Origin of the sequence: Sulfurimonas sp. ST-25, assembly GCF_048079205.1 — a bacterium.
Taxonomy (GTDB): Bacteria; Campylobacterota; Campylobacteria; order Campylobacterales; family Sulfurimonadaceae; genus Thiomicrolovo; species Thiomicrolovo sulfuroxydans.
The window spans coordinates 2,320,790-2,337,533 of sequence record NZ_CP182225.1 but is presented as its reverse complement, the minus strand read 5'-3'; the positions used below and the strand labels follow the sequence as shown (position 1 = coordinate 2,337,533).

The window sequence follows — 16,744 nt, the reverse complement described above, 5'->3', positions numbered from 1 at the left end:
TGATTCAACCCTCCGGGGGGAGGGAAGCGCTTAGCGGATCGCGCTCTGTTTCTGCGGATCTTTCATGTCGACCCAGATGTTCGGCGTGGAGCCGCCCGGTGTCAGGAAGATCTTCGCGTCTTTGTTCTCGCGCAGGGCATCGTTGAACTGCCCCTGGACCTTGATCTGCTCCATCTGGAGCAGCTTCTCCGTGAGCGAGGCGCTGATGGCACGGTTGGCCTGGGCCGTCGCGTCGGCTTCGATCTTGATCGCGTTGGCTTTACCCTCCGCTTCGATACGGACGGCATTGGCTTTACCCTGGGCTTCGGCGGCACGTTTGAGGGCTTCTTGCTTGGCGCGCTGGACGTCCTGCTCGGCTTTCTGGACCTGCTGCTTGGCGATCTGGACGCTTTCGATCTGGTCCTTGACCTTCTGCGGCAGGACAATTTCACGCAGCTGGACCGATTGGAAGATGGCCGGGGAGTTCTCCTGCCCTTCGATACTCTGACGGATGCCCTGTTCGATCTGGTTCGCGATGGTATTGCGGTTCGTCGGCAGGGATTCCGCCTCGTACTGGCCGACGACGTTGCGGACGATGTCGCGCACGACGGGGTTGATGATCTTCTCTTCCCAGCTGAAGCCCCAATTGGAGATGGTCTGTGCCGCGTACTGCGCATTGAGGCGGTACTGGACCGTCAGTTCGATGGAGACGGGCAGACCGCGTTTATCCAGGACGGTGATCGCCGGACGGACTTCAAGGCCTTCGCCTTCGGCCCCGGCACGCTCGATGCGGCTGGCGTAGTTGATGATTCTGACCTTCGTGTCGACGAGGTAGACCTTCTGGATCACGGGGATGATGAAGTGCAGGCCCGGCAGGAGGGCATTGGGTTCATACTTTCCGTTGGTCGCGAGAATACCGCGCTCCCCTTCGGTAATGATGACGAAGGGTTTGGCGAGCAGCAGGAAGACAACGATGACGACGCCGAGAAGGAGCAGTGCCGATTTGCCTTTGCCCATGTTGAACTCCATCTTGGGGGGCTTGGGTGGGGTGAAACCGCCGCCGCCGCTGCCGCCGGAGCTGCTTTTTTTCTTGTTGAAGTAGTCGTTCATGTCTGTTGCCATGCTTGCTTTCCTTTTAGACGTAGGTCAGGTAGTGCGTGTAGTTCGGGTTGCGTCCGAAGACGACATCGAAATAGGCGCTTTGCAGTTTTTCCGTGATCGGACCGCGGGCGCCGTTGCCGAGGATGCGGGCATCGATTTCGCGGACCGGGGTGATCTCCGCGGCCGTACCGGTCAGGAAGGCTTCATCGGCGATGTAGGCCTCTTCGCGGGTAACGCGGCGGCGAACAACCTCGTAACCCATATCCTGGGCCAGCTCGATGATCGTCTTCTGGGTGATCGATTCGAGGGAGTTGTCATTAGGCGGCGAGATAAGCTTGCCGTCGCGGACCATGAAGAAGCCCGCGCCGCTCGCTTCGGCGACGTACCCCTGGTCGTCAAGGAGCAGGGCTTCGTCGTAGCCGCATTCGACCGCTTCGAACTTGGCCATCTGCGAGTTCAGGTAGTTCGCGACCGCCTTGGCTTTGCCCATGTTGGAGGTGTTGGCCGGGCGGGTGAACGAGGAGATCTTGAGTCGGATCCCCTTGCGCATCCCCTCTTCGCCGAGGTAGGCACCCCACTCCCATGCGGCGACGGCCGTCTCGACCGGCGCATCCTTGTGGTAGAGGCCCATGACGCCGTAGCCCAGGAAGGCGAAGGGGCGCAGGTAGACGTTGTCGCCGGTAAACTCGTTCTTACGGATCAGCTCGACCTGGGCTGCATTGAGCTCTTCAACGCTGTAGGGGATGTTGAGCAGGACCATCTTGCCCGACTGGATCAGACGCTCGGTATGGTCGTTGAGACGGAAGATGGCGTACCCCTTGTCGGTTTTGTACGCCTTGGTCCCTTCGATAACGCCGTTGCCGTAGTGCAGCGTATGTGACAGTACGTGGACTTTTGATTCCTGCCAGGGGAGGAATTCGCCGTTCATCCAAATGTACTTGGCTTCGTTCATTGGTTCTCCAAATTATCGGTAATTCTACGAAAGTCGGATATTTTATCCAAGTGGTGTTTAAGGCTGCGTTAATGGGGCTTTCGCGAATGTTTGGGCATAATGGTTTAAGGTGGCTCCGGAGGGAGCCGTTCGTGCGAGGAGGACGCGATGGGAGTCGTAGGCGAGAGTGTCGTTCGTGTCGATGCCGCGTCAAAAGCGGACGGGACGCTGCGCTATACGGATGATCTGCCTTTTGACGGATTGTACGGGGCGGTTGTCCGCTCCGAGATCGCCTACGGAAAGATCCGTGCGATCACCTTTGACCCCGCTTTCGACTTTTCCGATATCGTCATCGTCGACTACAGAGACATCGAGGGTCGCAACGCCAATGTCGTCCTCACTGACGACCAGCCCTTCCTCGCAGAGGCGAGGGTCCGGCATATCGGGGAGCCGATCCTCCTGCTGGCGCACCGTTCAAAACGGCGGCTCCGCGAGGCGGCGGCCCACATTACGATTGACTACGACGCGCAGGCGCCGGTGCTGAGCATGGAGGAGTCCCTGGCACTCAAACAGCGGCTCTACGGCGAGGATAATGTCTTCAAAGCCATCCATACGCTCAAAGGTAGCCTTCCGGAGGGGAGGGGGCTGTTCAGCCTGGAGAAGACCTACACGACCCCGCACCAGGAGCAGGCCTACCTGGAACCGCAGAGTATGCTGGCGCGCTACAACGGCGGGCGCGTCAAGATCATCGGCTCGATGCAGTGCCCCTTCTTTGTCGAGGCGGCGCTGGAGGGACTTGCCGGCGAAAAGATCGAGGTGGAGCAGGCGCCGACGGGCGGGGGATTCGGTGGCAAGGAGGATTACCCCTCCCTGATCGCGGGCTATGCCTACCTGCTTTGCAAGAAGGCGGGGCAGGATGTCAAGATCGTCTATGAGCGCGAAGAGGATATCGCCTACACGACCAAGCGCCACCCCGCGCAGCTGCACTACAGAAGCCGTTTCGACGAGACGGGGAAACTCCATGCGCTGGAGGTGGATATCACAATTGACGGCGGGGCGTATGTGACGCTCTCCCCCGTCGTCCTCGCGCGCTGCGTTCTGCATGCGGCGGGCTTCTACAACTGCGGCTACATCAGGGTCGACGCCCGCGCCGTGGCGACGAATACCCCGCCCAACGGGGCATTCCGCGGTTTCGGCGCCCCGCAGGTGCTTTTCGGGATCGAGCGCCATATGGACGATATCGCCCACACACTCGGCCTCTCGCCGGCAGTTGTGCGCGAACGCAACCTTCCCGGTGCGGACTCGGTCAGCGTTTCGGGGGTGCCGATCGCCGAACATGCCCGGCTGCGTGCCCTGTTCGAGACCGCACGGCGTGAGAGCGGTTTCGATCCCCTCTACGACGCCCTGACGCCGAACCGGGGGATCGGGATGGCGCTTTTTATGCACGGTGCCGGGTATACGGGCGTGGGGGAGAGCATGCTGGCCTCCAGCGTCTCGATCGCCCTGGAGGCGGACGGCAGTATCGAGATCCGCGTCGGGAGCGTGGAGATGGGGCAGGGGACGCTGACGGCGCTGCCGCAGATCGTCGCCGATGTCCTGGAACTGCCCGTCGGGATGGTCTCCTGCCGTACCCCGAATACCGCCGAGGTCGCTGACAGCGGACCGACAGTCGCTTCGCGGACCGTGATGATCGTCGGTCGTCTGCTTGCAGAGGCTGCGGGGCAGCTGAAAAGGGCGCTCGGCGATTACGATAGCCCCGACGCGTACCGGGAGGCGGTTGCGCACTACCGGCAGCGCGGCGGTCCGCTGCAGTTCGGAGCCTCCTATGAACAGCCCGCCGGCATCCTCTGGGACGAAGATCTCTTTTACGGTAACGGCTATGAGGCATACGGGCTGGGATGCTACATCGCCGAAGTGGAAGTTGATCCCGTCGACTACCGCGTCCGGGTCGTCCGTTTTGACGCCTACAACGACGTCGGGCAGGTTGTCAATCCCATGATGGCGGAGGGGCAGGTCGAAGGAGGGGCCGCCCAGGGGATCGGGTATGCCCTTTTCGAGCGCCTGGTGTATGAAACGGGGCGCGTACGAAGTCCCCGTTTCAGTGATTATACGCTGCCGATGGCCCCCGACCTGCCGAAAATTTCCGTGCGTTTCCTTGGTTTGGAAGGTCCTTCGCTTGGGCTGGGGGAGCTCCCGATGGACGGCCCCGCCGCCGCTGTGGCCAACGCGCTCGCCCATGCCCTGGGCCAGCCGTTTGACGATTTGCCGATCACCCCGGAAACGGTGGAGGAAGCATGCAGATAACGTGTACGATCAACGGGCGAACCCACTGTTTCGACTGTGCCCCGGAGGCCCGGGTCCTCGACCTGGTGCGCGAGGCGGGAATGACGTCGGTCAAGGCGGGTTGCGGCGAAGGGGAGTGCGGTGCCTGCAGCCTCTTTGTGAACGGCAGACTCGTCAATGCCTGCCTGCTGCTTGCCCCGCAGATACAGGGTGCGGAGATCGTGACACTGGAGGGGCTGCAGGAGGAGACCGAGGCGATCCGCGAAAGCTTTGCCGAACACGGTGCCGTACAGTGCGGCTTCTGCACGCCGGGCTTCGTCCTGCGCGCCTACGACTACCTCAGCCATGGCGGTGAACGCAGTGAAGAGGCGATCAGGGCGGCCCTGGATGGCAACCTCTGCCGCTGTACCGGGTACAAGAAGATCGTCGAGGCGATCGCAAAGGTGAAGTCATGAACTATCTGCGGGCGACAAACCTGGATGAGGCAACGGCGATACTGGCACGGCATCCGGAGGCGCTGCTGCTCTGCGGCAGTACCGATGCGGCGCTGCAGTTGCGGCATGCCGCTGCCACCGCCACCCTCATTGATATCCACGCCCTGGAGGAGCTGAAAGGCGTCAGCGTGGATGACGGTTATATGCGGATTGGCGCGCTTGTGACGCTCAACGAACTGCTCCGCAGCGATGCGGTCCGGGCATCCCTGCCGCTGCTGGCGGCCTGTGCCGAAACCTTCGGCTCGCACCAGATCCGCAACCTCGCCACAGTCGGCGGCAATATTGCCAACGCCTCACCCGCCGCGGACCTGACGGCTGCGCTGGTGGCGCTGGAGGCCACGGTGACGCTGGCGTCGCAGGGCGGGGAGCGGAGTGTGCCGCTTGAAGCGCTCTTCTGCGGTTACAAATGCACGAAACTCGACCATGAGCTTATTACCGCCGTCACCGTTCCGCTGCAGACGGGAGACTGGTACTACCGAAAGGCGGGGATGAGGGAGCGGCTCAACATCGCAAAGGTGAGTATCGCCCTGACGCACGGCAGCGACGGGTTCCGTATCAGCGGGGCGTCGTTGGGGTCCAACCCCGTCCGTTTCAGGACCCTCGAGACCCTGCTGGACGGAGGCGTGTACGACGACGCGGCGATCAAAGCGGCGCTTGAGAGCGATGCGGACCCCTCCGGTGGATACCGTTCGACGAAAGGCTACCGCCTCCGGGTAGCGTTCAACATGATCAAAGAGGCCCTTTCACGGCCGGAGGGGGGATGACGGTCGTCCTGCTCGCCGCCGGGAAGTCCTCCCGGAGTTCCGTGATGAAACCGCTTTACAGGGTGGAGGGGGAGTACCTGATCAACCGGCAGATCCGGCAGCTGCGAAGCTACGGCTACGACGTCGCCGTCGTCCTGGGGCACGCCTTTGATCAGATCAGCGCCGTCCTTCCCGAGGAGGTGAGGGTGATCCGCAACGAAGCGTACGAGGAGGGGATGTTCTCCTCGGTCAAGAGGGCGTTCGAGACGCTCGATGCCCCGGAGCTCTACTTCTGCCAGGTGGACCGCCCCGTGCCGGACAAACGCGTTTTCGAAGCGCTATCCCGCAGCGAAAGCCCAGTGGCGACGGCTTTTTTCGAGGGACACCGCGCCCCGCCGCAGCGCATCAGCGCCGTTATGAAAAATGATCTGCTCACTTCGGACGCGGGACGCCTTGATGCATGGATCGAGTCCACCGGCATTGCAGAGGCCGTTGCCGTCGACGATCCGAAGGTGGCCCTCAACGCCAATACGGACGAAGAGCTCAGACACTTCTTCGGCTGAGTTCAGAGGACGAAAAAGACGAGCAGGGCGACGGCGGCGAGGACGCCCATCGCGATATCGATCTGCCTGAAGCGCCCCTGGATGAGGCGGATAAAGACGTAGGCGAGTGAGCCCAGCAGCAGGCCGTCGGTGATGGAGTAGGTGAGCGGCATCCCCAGAACGATGAGGAAAGTGCTGTATTTGACCGCCGCGTCCGAATAGTCGATATGCTGCAGTTCCCCGAACATCATGACGCCGATAACGATAAGAACGGGGTAGATGGCGTTGGAGGGGATGGCCTGGAAGAAGGGGAGCCAGAAGAGCGGCAGAATGAAGAGCAGCCCGGTAACGACGGCGGTCAGTCCCGTCCGGCCGCCCGCTTCGACGCCCGCCGCACTCTCGATGAACGCCGTCGTGCTGGTCACCCCGGCGAGGCCGCTGAGCATCGTCGCCGCCGCGTCGGCCTCGATGGTGCGCTGCAGCGGGACGGAATCTCTGCCGTGAAAGAGCTTCGCGCGCATTCCCACCCCGGTCAGGGTGCCGAGGGTGTCAAAGAGGTCCGTGATGAGGAAGATGAGGATGAGCGGCGCCATCGAGAGGCTCAGGGCAGAGACGATGTCGAGTTCGAAGGCGATCGGCGCCATGGAGGCGGGCAGGGAGAAAAAGGCCTCAGGCATCGGGTCTACTTCCGTTACCCAAGCAAGCAGGGCGGTCAGCGTGATGGAGAGGATAAACGCCCCGCGGACCCTCTTGATGACAAAGAGGATCGCCAGGGCGAGGCCGAAGAGACCGATGAGGAGGTGGGGGTCTTTGAGGTTGCCCAGGGTGACCAGCGTCGCCGGGCTGTCGGTGATGAGATGAAGCTGCTCCATCCCGATAAAGGCGATAAAGGCGCCTATTCCCGCGCTGACGGCGCGTTTGACATCAATGGGGATCGTCGCAATCATCCAGCGCCGCAGCGGGGTGATGCTGATAAGGATATAGAGGATGCCGGAGAGGAAAACGATCCCCAGAGCCGTCTGCCACGCCAGTCCCATCCCTTTGACGAGCCCGAAACTGAAATAGGCGTTGAGCCCCATGCCGACGCTCATGGCAATCGGGGTGTTGGCCCAGAGGCCGTTGAGCACGGAGGCGATAATGGTCATGACCGCTGTCGCGGTGATGACGGCGTCAAAGGGGAGGCCCGCCGCGCTTAGGATCGCGGCGTTGACAGGGACGATATAGAGCATGGCGAGGAAGGTCGTAAAGCCGGCAGTCATCTCCGTCCGGATGTCCGTGCCGTGGTCGCGGAGTTGGAAAAGATTCATGGTTCTAACCTGCACCCTTTGATGAAGTGGAAGGTCCGCCCGTCGAAGAGCCCTTTGTCACTGAGCTTGAGCTCGGGGATGACGAGCAGCGCCATAAACGAGAGGGTCATAAACGGTGCATGCAACGTCGATTCCAGTACTGTTTTGGTAAAACGGTCCAGCGCCTCGTACTCTTTGGCCACCGTGAAGCCGTCCTCCCCGCTCATAATCCCGGCGATACGCAGCGGAAGAAGGTGCTGTTCGGAGGTGTTCAGCGCGCAGATGCCGCCGCGGGCATCGATGACGAGATTGACCGCCGCGGCGATGGCATCGTCGCTGCAGCCGACGGCGATGATGTTATGCGAATCGTGGGCGACGCTGGAGGCGATGGCCCCCTCTTTCAGTCCGAACCCGCTGACATAGGCGACGGCGGGAGGGGCATCCTCGTAACGGTTGACGACGGCGATTTTGAGAATGTCGTGGTCCGGGTCGCCGATGCGGTGGGCCGGGACGTTTTTCAGCGAGGCGATCATCTCATGGGTGACCAGTTCGCCGTCGACGGCCTCGATCACCTCCACGCTGTCACAGGGAGGGAGGGCAAAATCCTCCGGCCGCTTTCTGGCCGTATGGAAATTGTTGAGCTCCGGCAGCGGCAGGGAGGGGATCAGGCTCCTGCCTTTTTCGGCAACCGTTCGGCCGCCGATCACGGTACGCAGGACGGTGAAATCTTCCAGATTGTCGACTTCGATGAAGTCGGCGCTCTCCCCCGGCCGCAGCGTTCCGACGCCGAGGCCGTAATGGTCGACGGGGTTGAGGCAGGCGATGCGCAGCACGTCGAAAAGGTCATACCCTTTGGCGACGGCACGCCGCACGAGGGCGTTGATATGTTCGCGGCGGAGGTCGTCGGGGTGGCGGTCGTCGCTGCAGAACATCAGCATCCAGGGATAGTCTTTTATCAGCGGGGCAAGGGCCTCGAAATTTTTGGCGGCGGAGCCCTCGCGGACGAGGATCTTCATCCCCGCCTGTACCTTTTCCAGTCCCTCTTCGTAGGTGAAGGCTTCATGATCGGTCGTGATGCCGGCAGCGATGTAGCGTTTCAGATCGTCGCCGCGCAGGCCGGGGGCGTGGCCGTCTACGGGTTTGCCCAGCGCCTTCGCGGCTGCAATTTTCGCAAGCATATCGGTATCGCCGCTGACGACGCCGGGGAAGTTCATCACCTCGCTGAGGTAGCCGATCTGCGGGTTTGCCAACAGTGTTTTCACCTCCTCGACGCCGAGGGCCGCGCCGCTCGTCTCAAAGGGGGTCGCCGGGACGCAGGGGGAGGCACCGAAGGCGAAGTGGAAGGGGACCTTCTGTGCATTTTCCAGCATGAACTCGACCCCTTTTATCCCGAGAACGTTGGCGATCTCGTGGGGGTCGGAGACGGTTGCCACCGTGCCGTGTAGGACGGCGAGGCGGGCGAATTCGCTCGGCGGGAGCATGGAGCTTTCGATATGGATATGCGCGTCGATGAAACCGGGGAGGATGTAGGTGGAGCAGGGGGTGTCAATCCTGGTGACGGACCGGATGAGACCTGCTTCGATCACGACACTGGCAGGGTAGATCTCGCGGCGGCGGATATCGACGTAATTGGATTCGATGACCATGGTTTTGCACCTCTTTTCAATCGAATACATTTTTGCATAGATGGGATAAAGGGGGGATTACTTGGGGAGATTTCGTTTTCTCAATTGGGGTTTTGTTCCCCCTTCTTTTTTACGACTTGGTATTTAGTGCCTCGCATGTATTGCGCTTTAGCGCTTATGCTTATTCAAAAAAGAAGCCGAACCGGGAAGAAAAAAGGATAAAAGGCTGCCGCTTTCGGGACAATCCATTCACCGGTGATCCGGCTGACACGCTAAGTACCGTTTCGGATTTGACAAAAGAAGCGGATACTTTTAGCGTGCTTAGTGCTTAGGCTGATGGTGTGTTGATCATCCACGCGGAGAAGACGTTGATGTAGTCCCAGAAGGACTGGACGTACGCTTCGTCGATGCCCTCTTCGACGAGCTGCGGCAGCAGCTGGGCGTAGAACTCCAGCCAGCGGCGGCGGGCCGCTTCGTCGATGCGGAAAGGGGCGTGGCGGCCGACCATGCGGGGCTCGCCGCGGTGCTGGTTGAAGTAGTCCGGGCCGCCGCAGATCTGGATAAAGAAGTCCGCGGCATTGGTCTTGGCCTGTTGGAAGTCATCTTCGTCGTTGACGGGGAAGAGGAAGGCGATATCGCTGTTACGGATCAGTTCGTAGTGCTCGTCGACGAGTTTACGGAAGCGCGCTTCGCCGACCTGCGGGTAGAAGCCGGGATGGGGTTTTGTTACCGGGGGACGGACGCCGAGCTGGCCGGGGATGATTTCAAGGTTAAGCATCATTTTCCTATCGGCGGCACCCGGGGGATGCCGCATTTTTTGTTTCGATTGTAAAAGGTTTTTTCTAAAATCAGTGTTAATGGCGGGGGGCAAACGGCGGCTTAACGGCCCGCCTTGTATAATAGATACACTTTTTATACCAGGACAGTAGTATGGAAGCAAAAGTATTTTTCGGATCGACGGAAGCGGTCACAGGCCAGTGGACGGAACGCCGCAGCCCTTATGACAGCAGGGTCGTGTCGAAGGCTCCCGTCTGCGTCGCGGAGGAAACCATTCGGGCACTGGAGATTGCCAAAGCGGCCACAAAAGCGGCCAAAGCGTCGACGCTGTCACAGCGCTGCGATTGGCTGCACGACGTAGCGGCAAAGCTTCGGGAACAGAAAGAAGACCTGGCAAAAACGATTACGGACGAGGTCGGCAAACCGATCGCTTTCGCCCGGGTCGAGGTGGAGCGCTGCATCGAAACGGTGACCCTCGCCGCCGAGACGATGCGCACCATGCACGGGGAAACGATCAACACCGATGCGATGCCCAGCGGCCGCAAAACGACGGCCTTCTATATCCGTGAACCTGTCGGCGTTATCGCGGCGATCACGCCGTTCAACTTCCCGCTGAACCTGGTGGCGCACAAGCTCGCCCCGGCCCTCGTCGCCGGCAATACGGTCGTCCTCAAACCGACGCCGGAGGCGCCGCTGACGGCTTACAAGTTCGCCAAGCTCTTTATCGAAAGCCCCCACGCGGTCAAGGACGCCCTGAGCGTTGTTTATGGCGATGCCGAAGTGGGCAGTACGCTCGTTGGCAGCGACATCCCGCGCAAGATCAGCTTCACCGGCTCCGTTCCCGTCGGCAATATCATCACCAAGAGTGCGGGGATCAAAAAGGTGAGCCTGGAGCTCGGCGGCAACGCGGCGACCTTCATCGACAAGAGCGCCGACCTTGATCTGGCGGCACAGCGCTGTGCGCTCGGGGCCTTCGTCAACTCCGGGCAGGTCTGCATCTCGCTTCAGCGCATCTATGTCCACAGTGACGTCTACGACGCGTTTGCGGAGAAAATGGCCGAAGCGACGCAGAAGCTCGTTGTCGGATCGCCCTACGAAGACGACACCTTTATGGGACCGCTCATCAACGAAGAGGCGGCGGAGCGGGCACTCTCATGGGTGCAAAGCGCCATTGACGAAGGGGCGCGTCCGATGACGGAGGTGAAGTGCGAAGGCACGATGTTCTACCCGACGGTCATGGCGGACGTCACCGATGATATGGCGATCGTCTGCGAGGAGGTCTTCGCGCCGATCGTCTCCCTGGTCAAGGTCGAGGGCTTCGACGACGCTGCCCCCCGGATGAACGATTCGCCCTACGGGCTGCAGTTCTCCGTCTTTACCAACGACCTGGCATTGACGCAGCGCGCGATCAGCGAGCTCGAGGCAGGGGGAGTCGTCATCAATGATATGCCGACCCTGCGTTTTGACATCCAGCCCTACGGCGGGGTCAAGCTGAGCGGCGTCGGCCGCGAGGGGCCGCGGTTCGCCATCGAGGAGATGACGGAACTCAAATCGGTCGTCATCGCGTAGCATCATGCAAAAAGAGAAAGTGATCGTCTCGGCGTGTCTGCTGGGAGAAGCGTGCCGGTATGACGGCTGCTCCAAAAGGGATGACGGTGTTCTCACCTTTCTTGCAGACAAAGAGGTGATTCCCTTCTGCCCGGAAGCCCCGGTTCTGGGGACACCCCGCGGGCGGATCAGCGTCATCGCGACGGAGGATCACGGCCTGCGGGTCAAAAAAGATGCGGATGATACGGACGTAACTGATGCGCTTATCGAACAGACCGAGGCGCTGATCAAGGCGCACCCGGACGCGACGGGGATCATCCTCAAATCGAAATCCCCCAGCTGCGGCATCGGCACGACGCCTGTTTTGGATGAAGCGGGCAACGAGATCGCCAAAGGAAACGGGGTGGCGGCGGACCTGCTGCTGCATGCGTTTCCCGATATCAGTATCGTCGACGAGAATAGTTTATAGGTCCCGGTGTTCTTTTTCTTTCTTTTTACAAAGAAACGAAACCAAAGCGAATGGAAAAGTAGAGCTTCGATACATCGAAGCGCATTCAATCAAATCAGGAATTGGCCTTGAGCGCTCTTTGTAAGCCATCCCGGAGGCATAAAGCCGGGAGGGATGAGCGATTCGCGAAAGGCCGCTTTTTGTGCTACTTTTTCTAAAAAAGTGGCAAAGAGATAGGCCCCTCATTCTTTTCTTTTTCATAAGAAAAGAACCAAAAGAAAATCGTCGTTGCGCGAATCGCACGCTGCTCCCGGCTTTGTGCCTCCGCAGCGGCTTTCAAGGCACGCTTAACGACAGGTTGCCTATTGATTTATGCGCTTCGGAAACCGAAGCTGTTATGCTTTGTCGCGACAAAGCGCGTTCAATTTCGACCTTTGGTCTTGAGAGGAAGGAATGGTTGCTGCACTTGGCACCTATGCTATGATTCATCAAAAAATAAAGGACATATGATGTTGGAAGTCGGAACTGTTGCACCGGATTTTTGCCTGGAGAACCAGGACGAGGTGGAGATCTGTTCGCGCGATCTCAAAGGGAAATGGATCGTGCTCTACTTCTACCCCAAGGACAATACGCCCGGGTGTACGACCGAAGCGTGCGATTTTACCGAGCAGCTGCCGGAATTCCAGGGGCTCAAGGCGGCCATTTTCGGCGTCAGCGCCGACTCCCCGAAGGTCCACCGCGGCTTTATCGAGAAGCAGTCGTTGAAGATCACCCTGCTCAGCGACCCGGAGCATGCGATGATGGAAGATTACGGCGTCTGGGCCATGAAGAAGAACTACGGCAAAGAGTATATGGGCATCGTCCGCACGACCTACATCATTGACCCGGAGGGCAAAGTCGCCGCGGCATGGGGGAACGTCAAAGTACGCCAGAAGCGTTCAAAGCAGGGAGTTAAATACGAGATCGTACATGTCGAAGAGGTAAAAAAGAAGCTGGCGGAATTGCAGAACGGCTAAAGGGTTTTTCCGTCGGTGAAGTAAAACGTTACGAGGCACCGCCCGAAGGGGAGGTGCTTAGTAGCGGTAGCGCAGGTAGAAGCGGATGTCCTGTGCTTTGTCGACGGTCGCGCTTGCCAGTCCCGGATTGGTGGCGGCGAGATCGTCGATCTTATACGGCGTACCCGTCGTAGAGCCGAAGAATCCGTTGGAACCGGTGTACTCGTAATCGATGTACGTATAACGGATCTGGAAGCTGAAGACATCCTCGATCAGGTAGTCCGTGTAGTACGCTTCGTAAGCACTACCGCGCGTCGCGACTTTGGAACCGATGTTCGTATCCTCGGCGTAGGTGATAGAACGCCAGTACTTGTCGCCGTGGTTGTATTCGAAGCCGATACGGCCCATATCGGTGAACAGCGTCGGGATCTGGAGACCGACCCAGTAAGACGAACCGGTTTTGCTCTCTTTCGAACCGAGCATCCCCTGATCGGCCGCACCCTTTTTCGGATCGGTGATACTCACGGCACCGCTGGCGAAGAAGATCGTATCGTCGAGGAAATCGCTCCAGCCGTTGCCGATACCGTTGATCATGAAATTCGCCGTGACCGCGTGCATATTCCCAACATCCTGCATATTATGGAAGACGTATCCGCTCGGCGTCGGGGTGACGGAAGCGTCGATGAGGTGGGCGGCATAGTAGTATTGTGCGCCGAGGCTGTACTGGCCGTCATCGTAAGGAACGAAGATCAGGCCGCCGAGGTCGATGTCCGGAAGGTCGGCGTCATTCTTGGCGTAGGGAGCGGCGATACCAAGGGTATTGTTGCTATCCATATTGATTGTAAAGAACTTCGCGTTGGCATTCGTGCCGCCGCGTCCGGCGCAGAACTTGATGTACATCCCGTCGATGCCGGTGAGATCTTCAAAGCTGAACTTGGAGCTCATCCCGTCAAATTCGACGTTGATGTTGTGCCCCATCGGTGAGGCGGGGCGGTCGTCGTCGCGCAGATTGATGAGGTGGCCGTTGGTGGAGGGGCGGCGGCCGATGCTGAAGGTCCAGGGGATCTCCGCACCGAGGAAGGTGTCGTTGCGGTAGAAGAAGTATGCAGAACGGACGCGGACAACGTCGTCATAGGCGTTTTCGTTCGTGATCCAGTCGAAGGTCTCGAAGCCCGGGTAGCCCCCATTGAACCCACTGCGGTATCCGTAGGCCTTGTTATAGGCGAGCTGGGCCGTAAAACTCATATTTTCCGTCGCCAGCCACTCCATGTTGAGCCAGAGGCGGTTGGTGAGAAAGGCGTCATTGCTCTGGGTGTCGTCACCGTCGAAGGCCATCGTATCGGGATTGTAGGCGTTCCCGGCCATCTTGTAGTTCAGATTGTCGACGGCCGTACGGAAATCGACCCCGAACTTGAGGTGGCTTCCGGAGGTGTTGCGGTTGATCGTGCTGACCTGCTCTTCAAGGTCGGTCAGACGCTCATCGGTCTCATCCACCTCCTCTTCACTGCCTTCTTCATCGTCTTCAGTGGCTGCCGTTTCATCGGCTTTGGCGTCTTTCATGGCGGAAAGCTGTTCCTGAAGGGCCTCGATCTGCGCCTCCATCGCCTCCATGCGGTCGGTCGTTTCATCGGCCTGGAGACCGATGCTGAGTATGGCCGCGGCGGCAACGGAAAGGATCAACTGTTTTTTCATTTTAACTCCTTGTACCTGTGTCTGTTTTTCCGGACAACTAATCCTAAACATAAGAAAAACAAATTAATCACAAAGGTATTACACAGCCTACCAGAAGTAATATAAATAGAAATTGAAATTAACAGCTGCAAAGGGGAGGTGGAGCCGTTATTGCTTAACACTTTCTTAAGGCTATGTAAGGTAAAATTCCGCGATTTTCTCCATGCGTTCTGACCGAACTGCCGGGGAACAAGATCTCAGGTGCCAAACCCAAAAACCGGTGCAGCCTTTTCTGAAAAAATAGAGCAGGACTGCCGGGGGCATTGAAGCGAACCGGTATTTTTTAATTTAATCGTGCCTCGGAGGCACGATGCAGAAAGGACCATAATTATGGTAACTATGAAAGACCTTCTCGAGTGCGGTGTCCACTTCGGCCACCAAACACGCCGCTGGAACCCGAAAATGAAAAAATACATCTTCGGTGTTCGCAAAAACATTTACATCATCGACCTGCAGAAGACGCTGCGCTACTTCCGCAACACGTATCAGATTGTTGTTGATGCAACTGCCGAAGGCAAGACGATCATGTTCGTCGGTACGAAAAAACAGGCACGCGTTGCCGTCAAAGAAGCGGCAGAGAGCTGTGGTATGCCTTACGTTGACAACCGCTGGCTCGGCGGTATGCTGACCAACTTCCCGACGATCCAGAAATCCCTTCGCAAGCTTGAGGTGATCGAGCAGATGCAAGAGAGCGGCCAGATCAACCTGCTGACGAAAAAAGAAGCGCTGATGATGGCTCGTACGAAAGAGAAGCTCGAGTCTTACCTCGGCGGTATCCGCGATATGAAAAAACTGCCGGATATGATGTTCGTCGTTGACGCCGTCAAAGAGCACATCGCCGTTAAAGAAGCACGCAACCTCGGTATCCCAGTTATCGCACCGCTCGATACGAACTGTGATCCGGACCTGATCGACTTCCCGATCCCGGGCAACGACGACGCTATCCGCTCGATCCAGCTTTTCTGTAAAGAGATGGCAGCAGCGGTCAACGAAGGTAAAGCGATGATAGCCGACAACGCGGAAGCGGAAGGCGAAGAGGTCGAAGCGGCTGCAGAAGCTGCGGAAGAAACAGCAGAAGAAACAACGACAGAGGAAGCATAAGCATGGCAGCAATTTCAGCAGCAATGGTAAAAGAGCTGCGTCAGGCGACTGACGCACCGATGATGGACTGTAAAAAGGCGCTCACCGAGTCAAACGGCGACATGGAAAAAGCCAAAGAGTGGCTGCGTGAACGCGGGATTGCTCAGGCCGCTAAAAAAGCGGACCGCGTTGCTGCTGAAGGCTCTGTTGGTCTGAAGATCTCTGCAGACAACAAGCGTGCGACACTGATCGAGGTTAACTCCGAGACAGACTTCGTTGCGAAAAACGAAGGCTTCCAGAACCTCGTTTCTACTACGGTAGAGCAGGCGTTCACGACAGAAGCGGACAGTGCGGAAGCGCTGCGCGAAACCGAGTACGAAGGCAAAGCGTTCAGCGTCTACTTCGACGAAGCGGTCGCGAAGATCGGCGAGAAGATCGAACTTCGCCGCATCGCGGCACTGAGCGGAAACGAAAACGTCGCGGTCAACGGCTATGTTCACTCCAACACGCGCATCGGCGTTATCGTTGCGATCGAGTGTGACTCCGCGAAAACGGCTGACGCCATGGTCGCCGTCGCAAAGCAGGTCGCCATGCACGCATCCGCGATGAAACCGACGACGCTGAGCTACAAAGATTTCGACGCGGCGTATGTCGAGGCGGAAACAAAAGGCCGCATCGAAGCGATCAAGAAAGAGAACGAAGAGCTCGCGCGTCTGAAAAAGCCGCTCAAAAACGTGCCGGAGTACATCTCCATGTCTCAACTGACAGAGGATGTCCTGGCCGCTGCGGAAACGAAGATGAAAGAGGAACTGATCGCCGAAGGCAAGCCTGAGAAGATCATCCCGAACATCCTGCCGGGTAAACTCGCGCGCTACATCGAGGATAACACGACGCTTGACAAAGAGCAGTGCCTCCTGGATCAGAACTATGTTCTTGATGACAAGAAAACGGTTGCAGCTGCAGTCGCCGAAGCGGCAAAAGCTGCCGGCGGCAGTGCTGAAGTCGTCGCATTCATCCGTCTCGAAGTCGGCGAAGGCATCGAGAAGAAACAAGACGATTTCGCTGCCGAAGTCGCTGCACAGATGGCGTAAGCCCTCTGCTGCCCCTTTCCGGGTGACACTGTCGCCCGTTTTTCTCCCATTACCCCAAAACTAACCCAGAACTAACGCAAAACGCACTAT

Annotated in this window: 16 protein-coding genes; 10 read left to right on the top strand and 6 right to left on the bottom strand. The window is 58.8% G+C overall.

Annotated features, from left to right (window positions below):
* Positions 1-30 precede the first annotated feature (30 nt).
* Both ACM66T_RS12050 and ACM66T_RS12045 read right to left on the bottom strand, forming a co-directional pair.
* Entirely contained in the window at positions 31-1,101 is a 1,071-nt protein-coding gene (locus ACM66T_RS12050) for a prohibitin family protein (RefSeq protein ID WP_416768608.1), read from the bottom strand.
* Positions 1,102-1,114: 13 nt separating this feature from the next.
* On the bottom strand, positions 1,115-2,032 hold the full coding sequence (locus ACM66T_RS12045) for a branched-chain amino acid transaminase (RefSeq protein ID WP_416768607.1): 918 nt from the start codon (positions 2,030-2,032) through the stop codon (positions 1,115-1,117).
* 147 nt (positions 2,033-2,179) lie between these two features.
* Here ACM66T_RS12045 and ACM66T_RS12040 point away from each other — a divergent pair, with 147 nt between their 5' ends.
* Genes ACM66T_RS12040 through ACM66T_RS12025 form a run of 4 tightly spaced genes read left to right on the top strand, consistent with a single transcriptional unit; the run spans position 2,180 to position 6,094 of the window.
* Positions 2,180-4,315, top strand: coding sequence for a xanthine dehydrogenase family protein molybdopterin-binding subunit (locus tag ACM66T_RS12040; protein ID WP_416768606.1), 2,136 nt, complete (start codon positions 2,180-2,182; stop codon positions 4,313-4,315).
* Positions 4,306-4,749, top strand: coding sequence for a (2Fe-2S)-binding protein (locus ACM66T_RS12035; protein WP_416768605.1), 444 nt, complete (start codon positions 4,306-4,308; stop codon positions 4,747-4,749). The genes ACM66T_RS12040 and ACM66T_RS12035 overlap by 10 nt, the downstream gene beginning before the upstream one ends.
* Positions 4,746-5,552, top strand: coding sequence for an FAD binding domain-containing protein (locus ACM66T_RS12030; RefSeq protein WP_416768604.1), 807 nt, complete (start codon positions 4,746-4,748; stop codon positions 5,550-5,552). Before ACM66T_RS12035 ends, ACM66T_RS12030 begins: the two co-directional genes overlap by 4 nt.
* Positions 5,549-6,094, top strand: a complete 546-nt coding sequence (locus ACM66T_RS12025; protein WP_416768603.1) for a nucleotidyltransferase family protein — start codon at positions 5,549-5,551, stop codon at positions 6,092-6,094. The genes ACM66T_RS12030 and ACM66T_RS12025 overlap by 4 nt, the downstream gene beginning before the upstream one ends.
* A gap of 2 nt (positions 6,095-6,096) precedes the next feature.
* Here ACM66T_RS12025 and ACM66T_RS12020 read toward each other — a convergent pair whose 3' ends face one another.
* The gene (locus ACM66T_RS12020; protein ID WP_416768602.1) at positions 6,097-7,380 is read right to left on the bottom strand and encodes an NCS2 family permease; all 1,284 of its coding nucleotides are present in this window, start codon (positions 7,378-7,380) and stop codon (positions 6,097-6,099) included.
* The gene (ade, locus tag ACM66T_RS12015) at positions 7,377-9,005 is read right to left on the bottom strand and encodes an adenine deaminase (protein WP_416768601.1); all 1,629 of its coding nucleotides are present in this window, start codon (positions 9,003-9,005) and stop codon (positions 7,377-7,379) included. The genes ACM66T_RS12020 and ade overlap by 4 nt, the downstream gene beginning before the upstream one ends.
* Positions 9,006-9,037: 32 nt before the next feature.
* Between ade and ACM66T_RS12010 the strand changes: the two genes are divergently transcribed.
* Positions 9,038-9,316, top strand: coding sequence for a hypothetical protein (locus ACM66T_RS12010; RefSeq protein ID WP_231019257.1), 279 nt, complete (start codon positions 9,038-9,040; stop codon positions 9,314-9,316).
* Here the strand turns inward: ACM66T_RS12010 and ACM66T_RS12005 are convergent.
* Positions 9,313-9,762 (bottom strand): globin, encoded by a 450-nt coding sequence (locus tag ACM66T_RS12005; protein ID WP_231019256.1) that lies wholly within the window; start codon positions 9,760-9,762, stop codon positions 9,313-9,315. The genes ACM66T_RS12010 and ACM66T_RS12005 overlap by 4 nt on opposite strands.
* Positions 9,763-9,914: 152 nt before the next feature.
* On the opposite strand from ACM66T_RS12005, the gene ACM66T_RS12000 reads away from it, so the two are divergent.
* The 3 genes from ACM66T_RS12000 to ACM66T_RS11990 all read left to right on the top strand — a co-directional run bounded on the left by ACM66T_RS12000 (position 9,915) and on the right by ACM66T_RS11990 (position 12,773).
* Positions 9,915-11,330: an aldehyde dehydrogenase family protein gene (locus tag ACM66T_RS12000; protein ID WP_416768600.1), complete on the top strand. Its 1,416-nt coding sequence runs from the start codon at positions 9,915-9,917 to the stop codon at positions 11,328-11,330.
* Between the two features lie 4 nt (positions 11,331-11,334).
* Entirely contained in the window at positions 11,335-11,778 is a 444-nt protein-coding gene (locus ACM66T_RS11995; protein ID WP_231019253.1) for a DUF523 domain-containing protein, read from the top strand.
* A 488-nt stretch (positions 11,779-12,266) separates the two neighbouring features.
* The gene (locus ACM66T_RS11990; RefSeq protein WP_231019252.1) at positions 12,267-12,773 is read left to right on the top strand and encodes a peroxiredoxin; all 507 of its coding nucleotides are present in this window, start codon (positions 12,267-12,269) and stop codon (positions 12,771-12,773) included.
* A gap of 57 nt (positions 12,774-12,830) precedes the next feature.
* Here ACM66T_RS11990 and ACM66T_RS11985 read toward each other — a convergent pair whose 3' ends face one another.
* Entirely contained in the window at positions 12,831-14,444 is a 1,614-nt protein-coding gene (locus ACM66T_RS11985; RefSeq protein ID WP_231019251.1) for a DUF3373 family protein, read from the bottom strand.
* Between the two features lie 369 nt (positions 14,445-14,813).
* Here ACM66T_RS11985 and rpsB point away from each other — a divergent pair, with 369 nt between their 5' ends.
* Together rpsB and tsf are read left to right on the top strand one after the other, a co-directional pair.
* A complete protein-coding gene (gene rpsB / locus ACM66T_RS11980) occupies positions 14,814-15,584 on the top strand; it encodes a 30S ribosomal protein S2 (protein ID WP_231019250.1) in 771 nt (256 codons plus the stop codon).
* Positions 15,585-15,586: 2 nt separating this feature from the next.
* Entirely contained in the window at positions 15,587-16,654 is a 1,068-nt protein-coding gene (tsf, locus tag ACM66T_RS11975; protein ID WP_231019249.1) for a translation elongation factor Ts, read from the top strand.
* The last annotated feature ends 90 nt before the right edge of the window (positions 16,655-16,744 follow it).

Excerpts from the sequence above, each read along its gene's own strand:
- ACM66T_RS12035 (WP_416768605.1), top strand. The coding sequence starts at position 4,306 with ATGCAGATAACGTGTACGATCAACGGGCGAACCCACTGTTTCGACTGT.
- ACM66T_RS12045 (WP_416768607.1), bottom strand. The coding sequence starts at position 2,032 with ATGAACGAAGCCAAGTACATTTGGATGAACGGCGAATTCCTCCCCTGG.
- ACM66T_RS12040 (WP_416768606.1), top strand. The coding sequence starts at position 2,180 with ATGGGAGTCGTAGGCGAGAGTGTCGTTCGTGTCGATGCCGCGTCAAAA.
- ACM66T_RS12005 (WP_231019256.1), bottom strand. The coding sequence starts at position 9,762 with ATGCTTAACCTTGAAATCATCCCCGGCCAGCTCGGCGTCCGTCCCCCG.
- ACM66T_RS12020 (WP_416768602.1), bottom strand. The coding sequence starts at position 7,380 with ATGAATCTTTTCCAACTCCGCGACCACGGCACGGACATCCGGACGGAG.
- ACM66T_RS11990 (WP_231019252.1), top strand. The coding sequence starts at position 12,267 with ATGTTGGAAGTCGGAACTGTTGCACCGGATTTTTGCCTGGAGAACCAG.
- rpsB (WP_231019250.1), top strand. The coding sequence starts at position 14,814 with ATGGTAACTATGAAAGACCTTCTCGAGTGCGGTGTCCACTTCGGCCAC.
- ACM66T_RS11995 (WP_231019253.1), top strand. The coding sequence starts at position 11,335 with ATGCAAAAAGAGAAAGTGATCGTCTCGGCGTGTCTGCTGGGAGAAGCG.
- ACM66T_RS12030 (WP_416768604.1), top strand. The coding sequence starts at position 4,746 with ATGAACTATCTGCGGGCGACAAACCTGGATGAGGCAACGGCGATACTG.
- ACM66T_RS11985 (WP_231019251.1), bottom strand. The coding sequence starts at position 14,444 with ATGAAAAAACAGTTGATCCTTTCCGTTGCCGCCGCGGCCATACTCAGC.
- tsf (WP_231019249.1), top strand. The coding sequence starts at position 15,587 with ATGGCAGCAATTTCAGCAGCAATGGTAAAAGAGCTGCGTCAGGCGACT.
- ACM66T_RS12025 (WP_416768603.1), top strand. The coding sequence starts at position 5,549 with ATGACGGTCGTCCTGCTCGCCGCCGGGAAGTCCTCCCGGAGTTCCGTG.
- ACM66T_RS12050 (WP_416768608.1), bottom strand. The coding sequence starts at position 1,101 with ATGGCAACAGACATGAACGACTACTTCAACAAGAAAAAAAGCAGCTCC.
- ade (WP_416768601.1), bottom strand. The coding sequence starts at position 9,005 with ATGGTCATCGAATCCAATTACGTCGATATCCGCCGCCGCGAGATCTAC.
- ACM66T_RS12000 (WP_416768600.1), top strand. The coding sequence starts at position 9,915 with ATGGAAGCAAAAGTATTTTTCGGATCGACGGAAGCGGTCACAGGCCAG.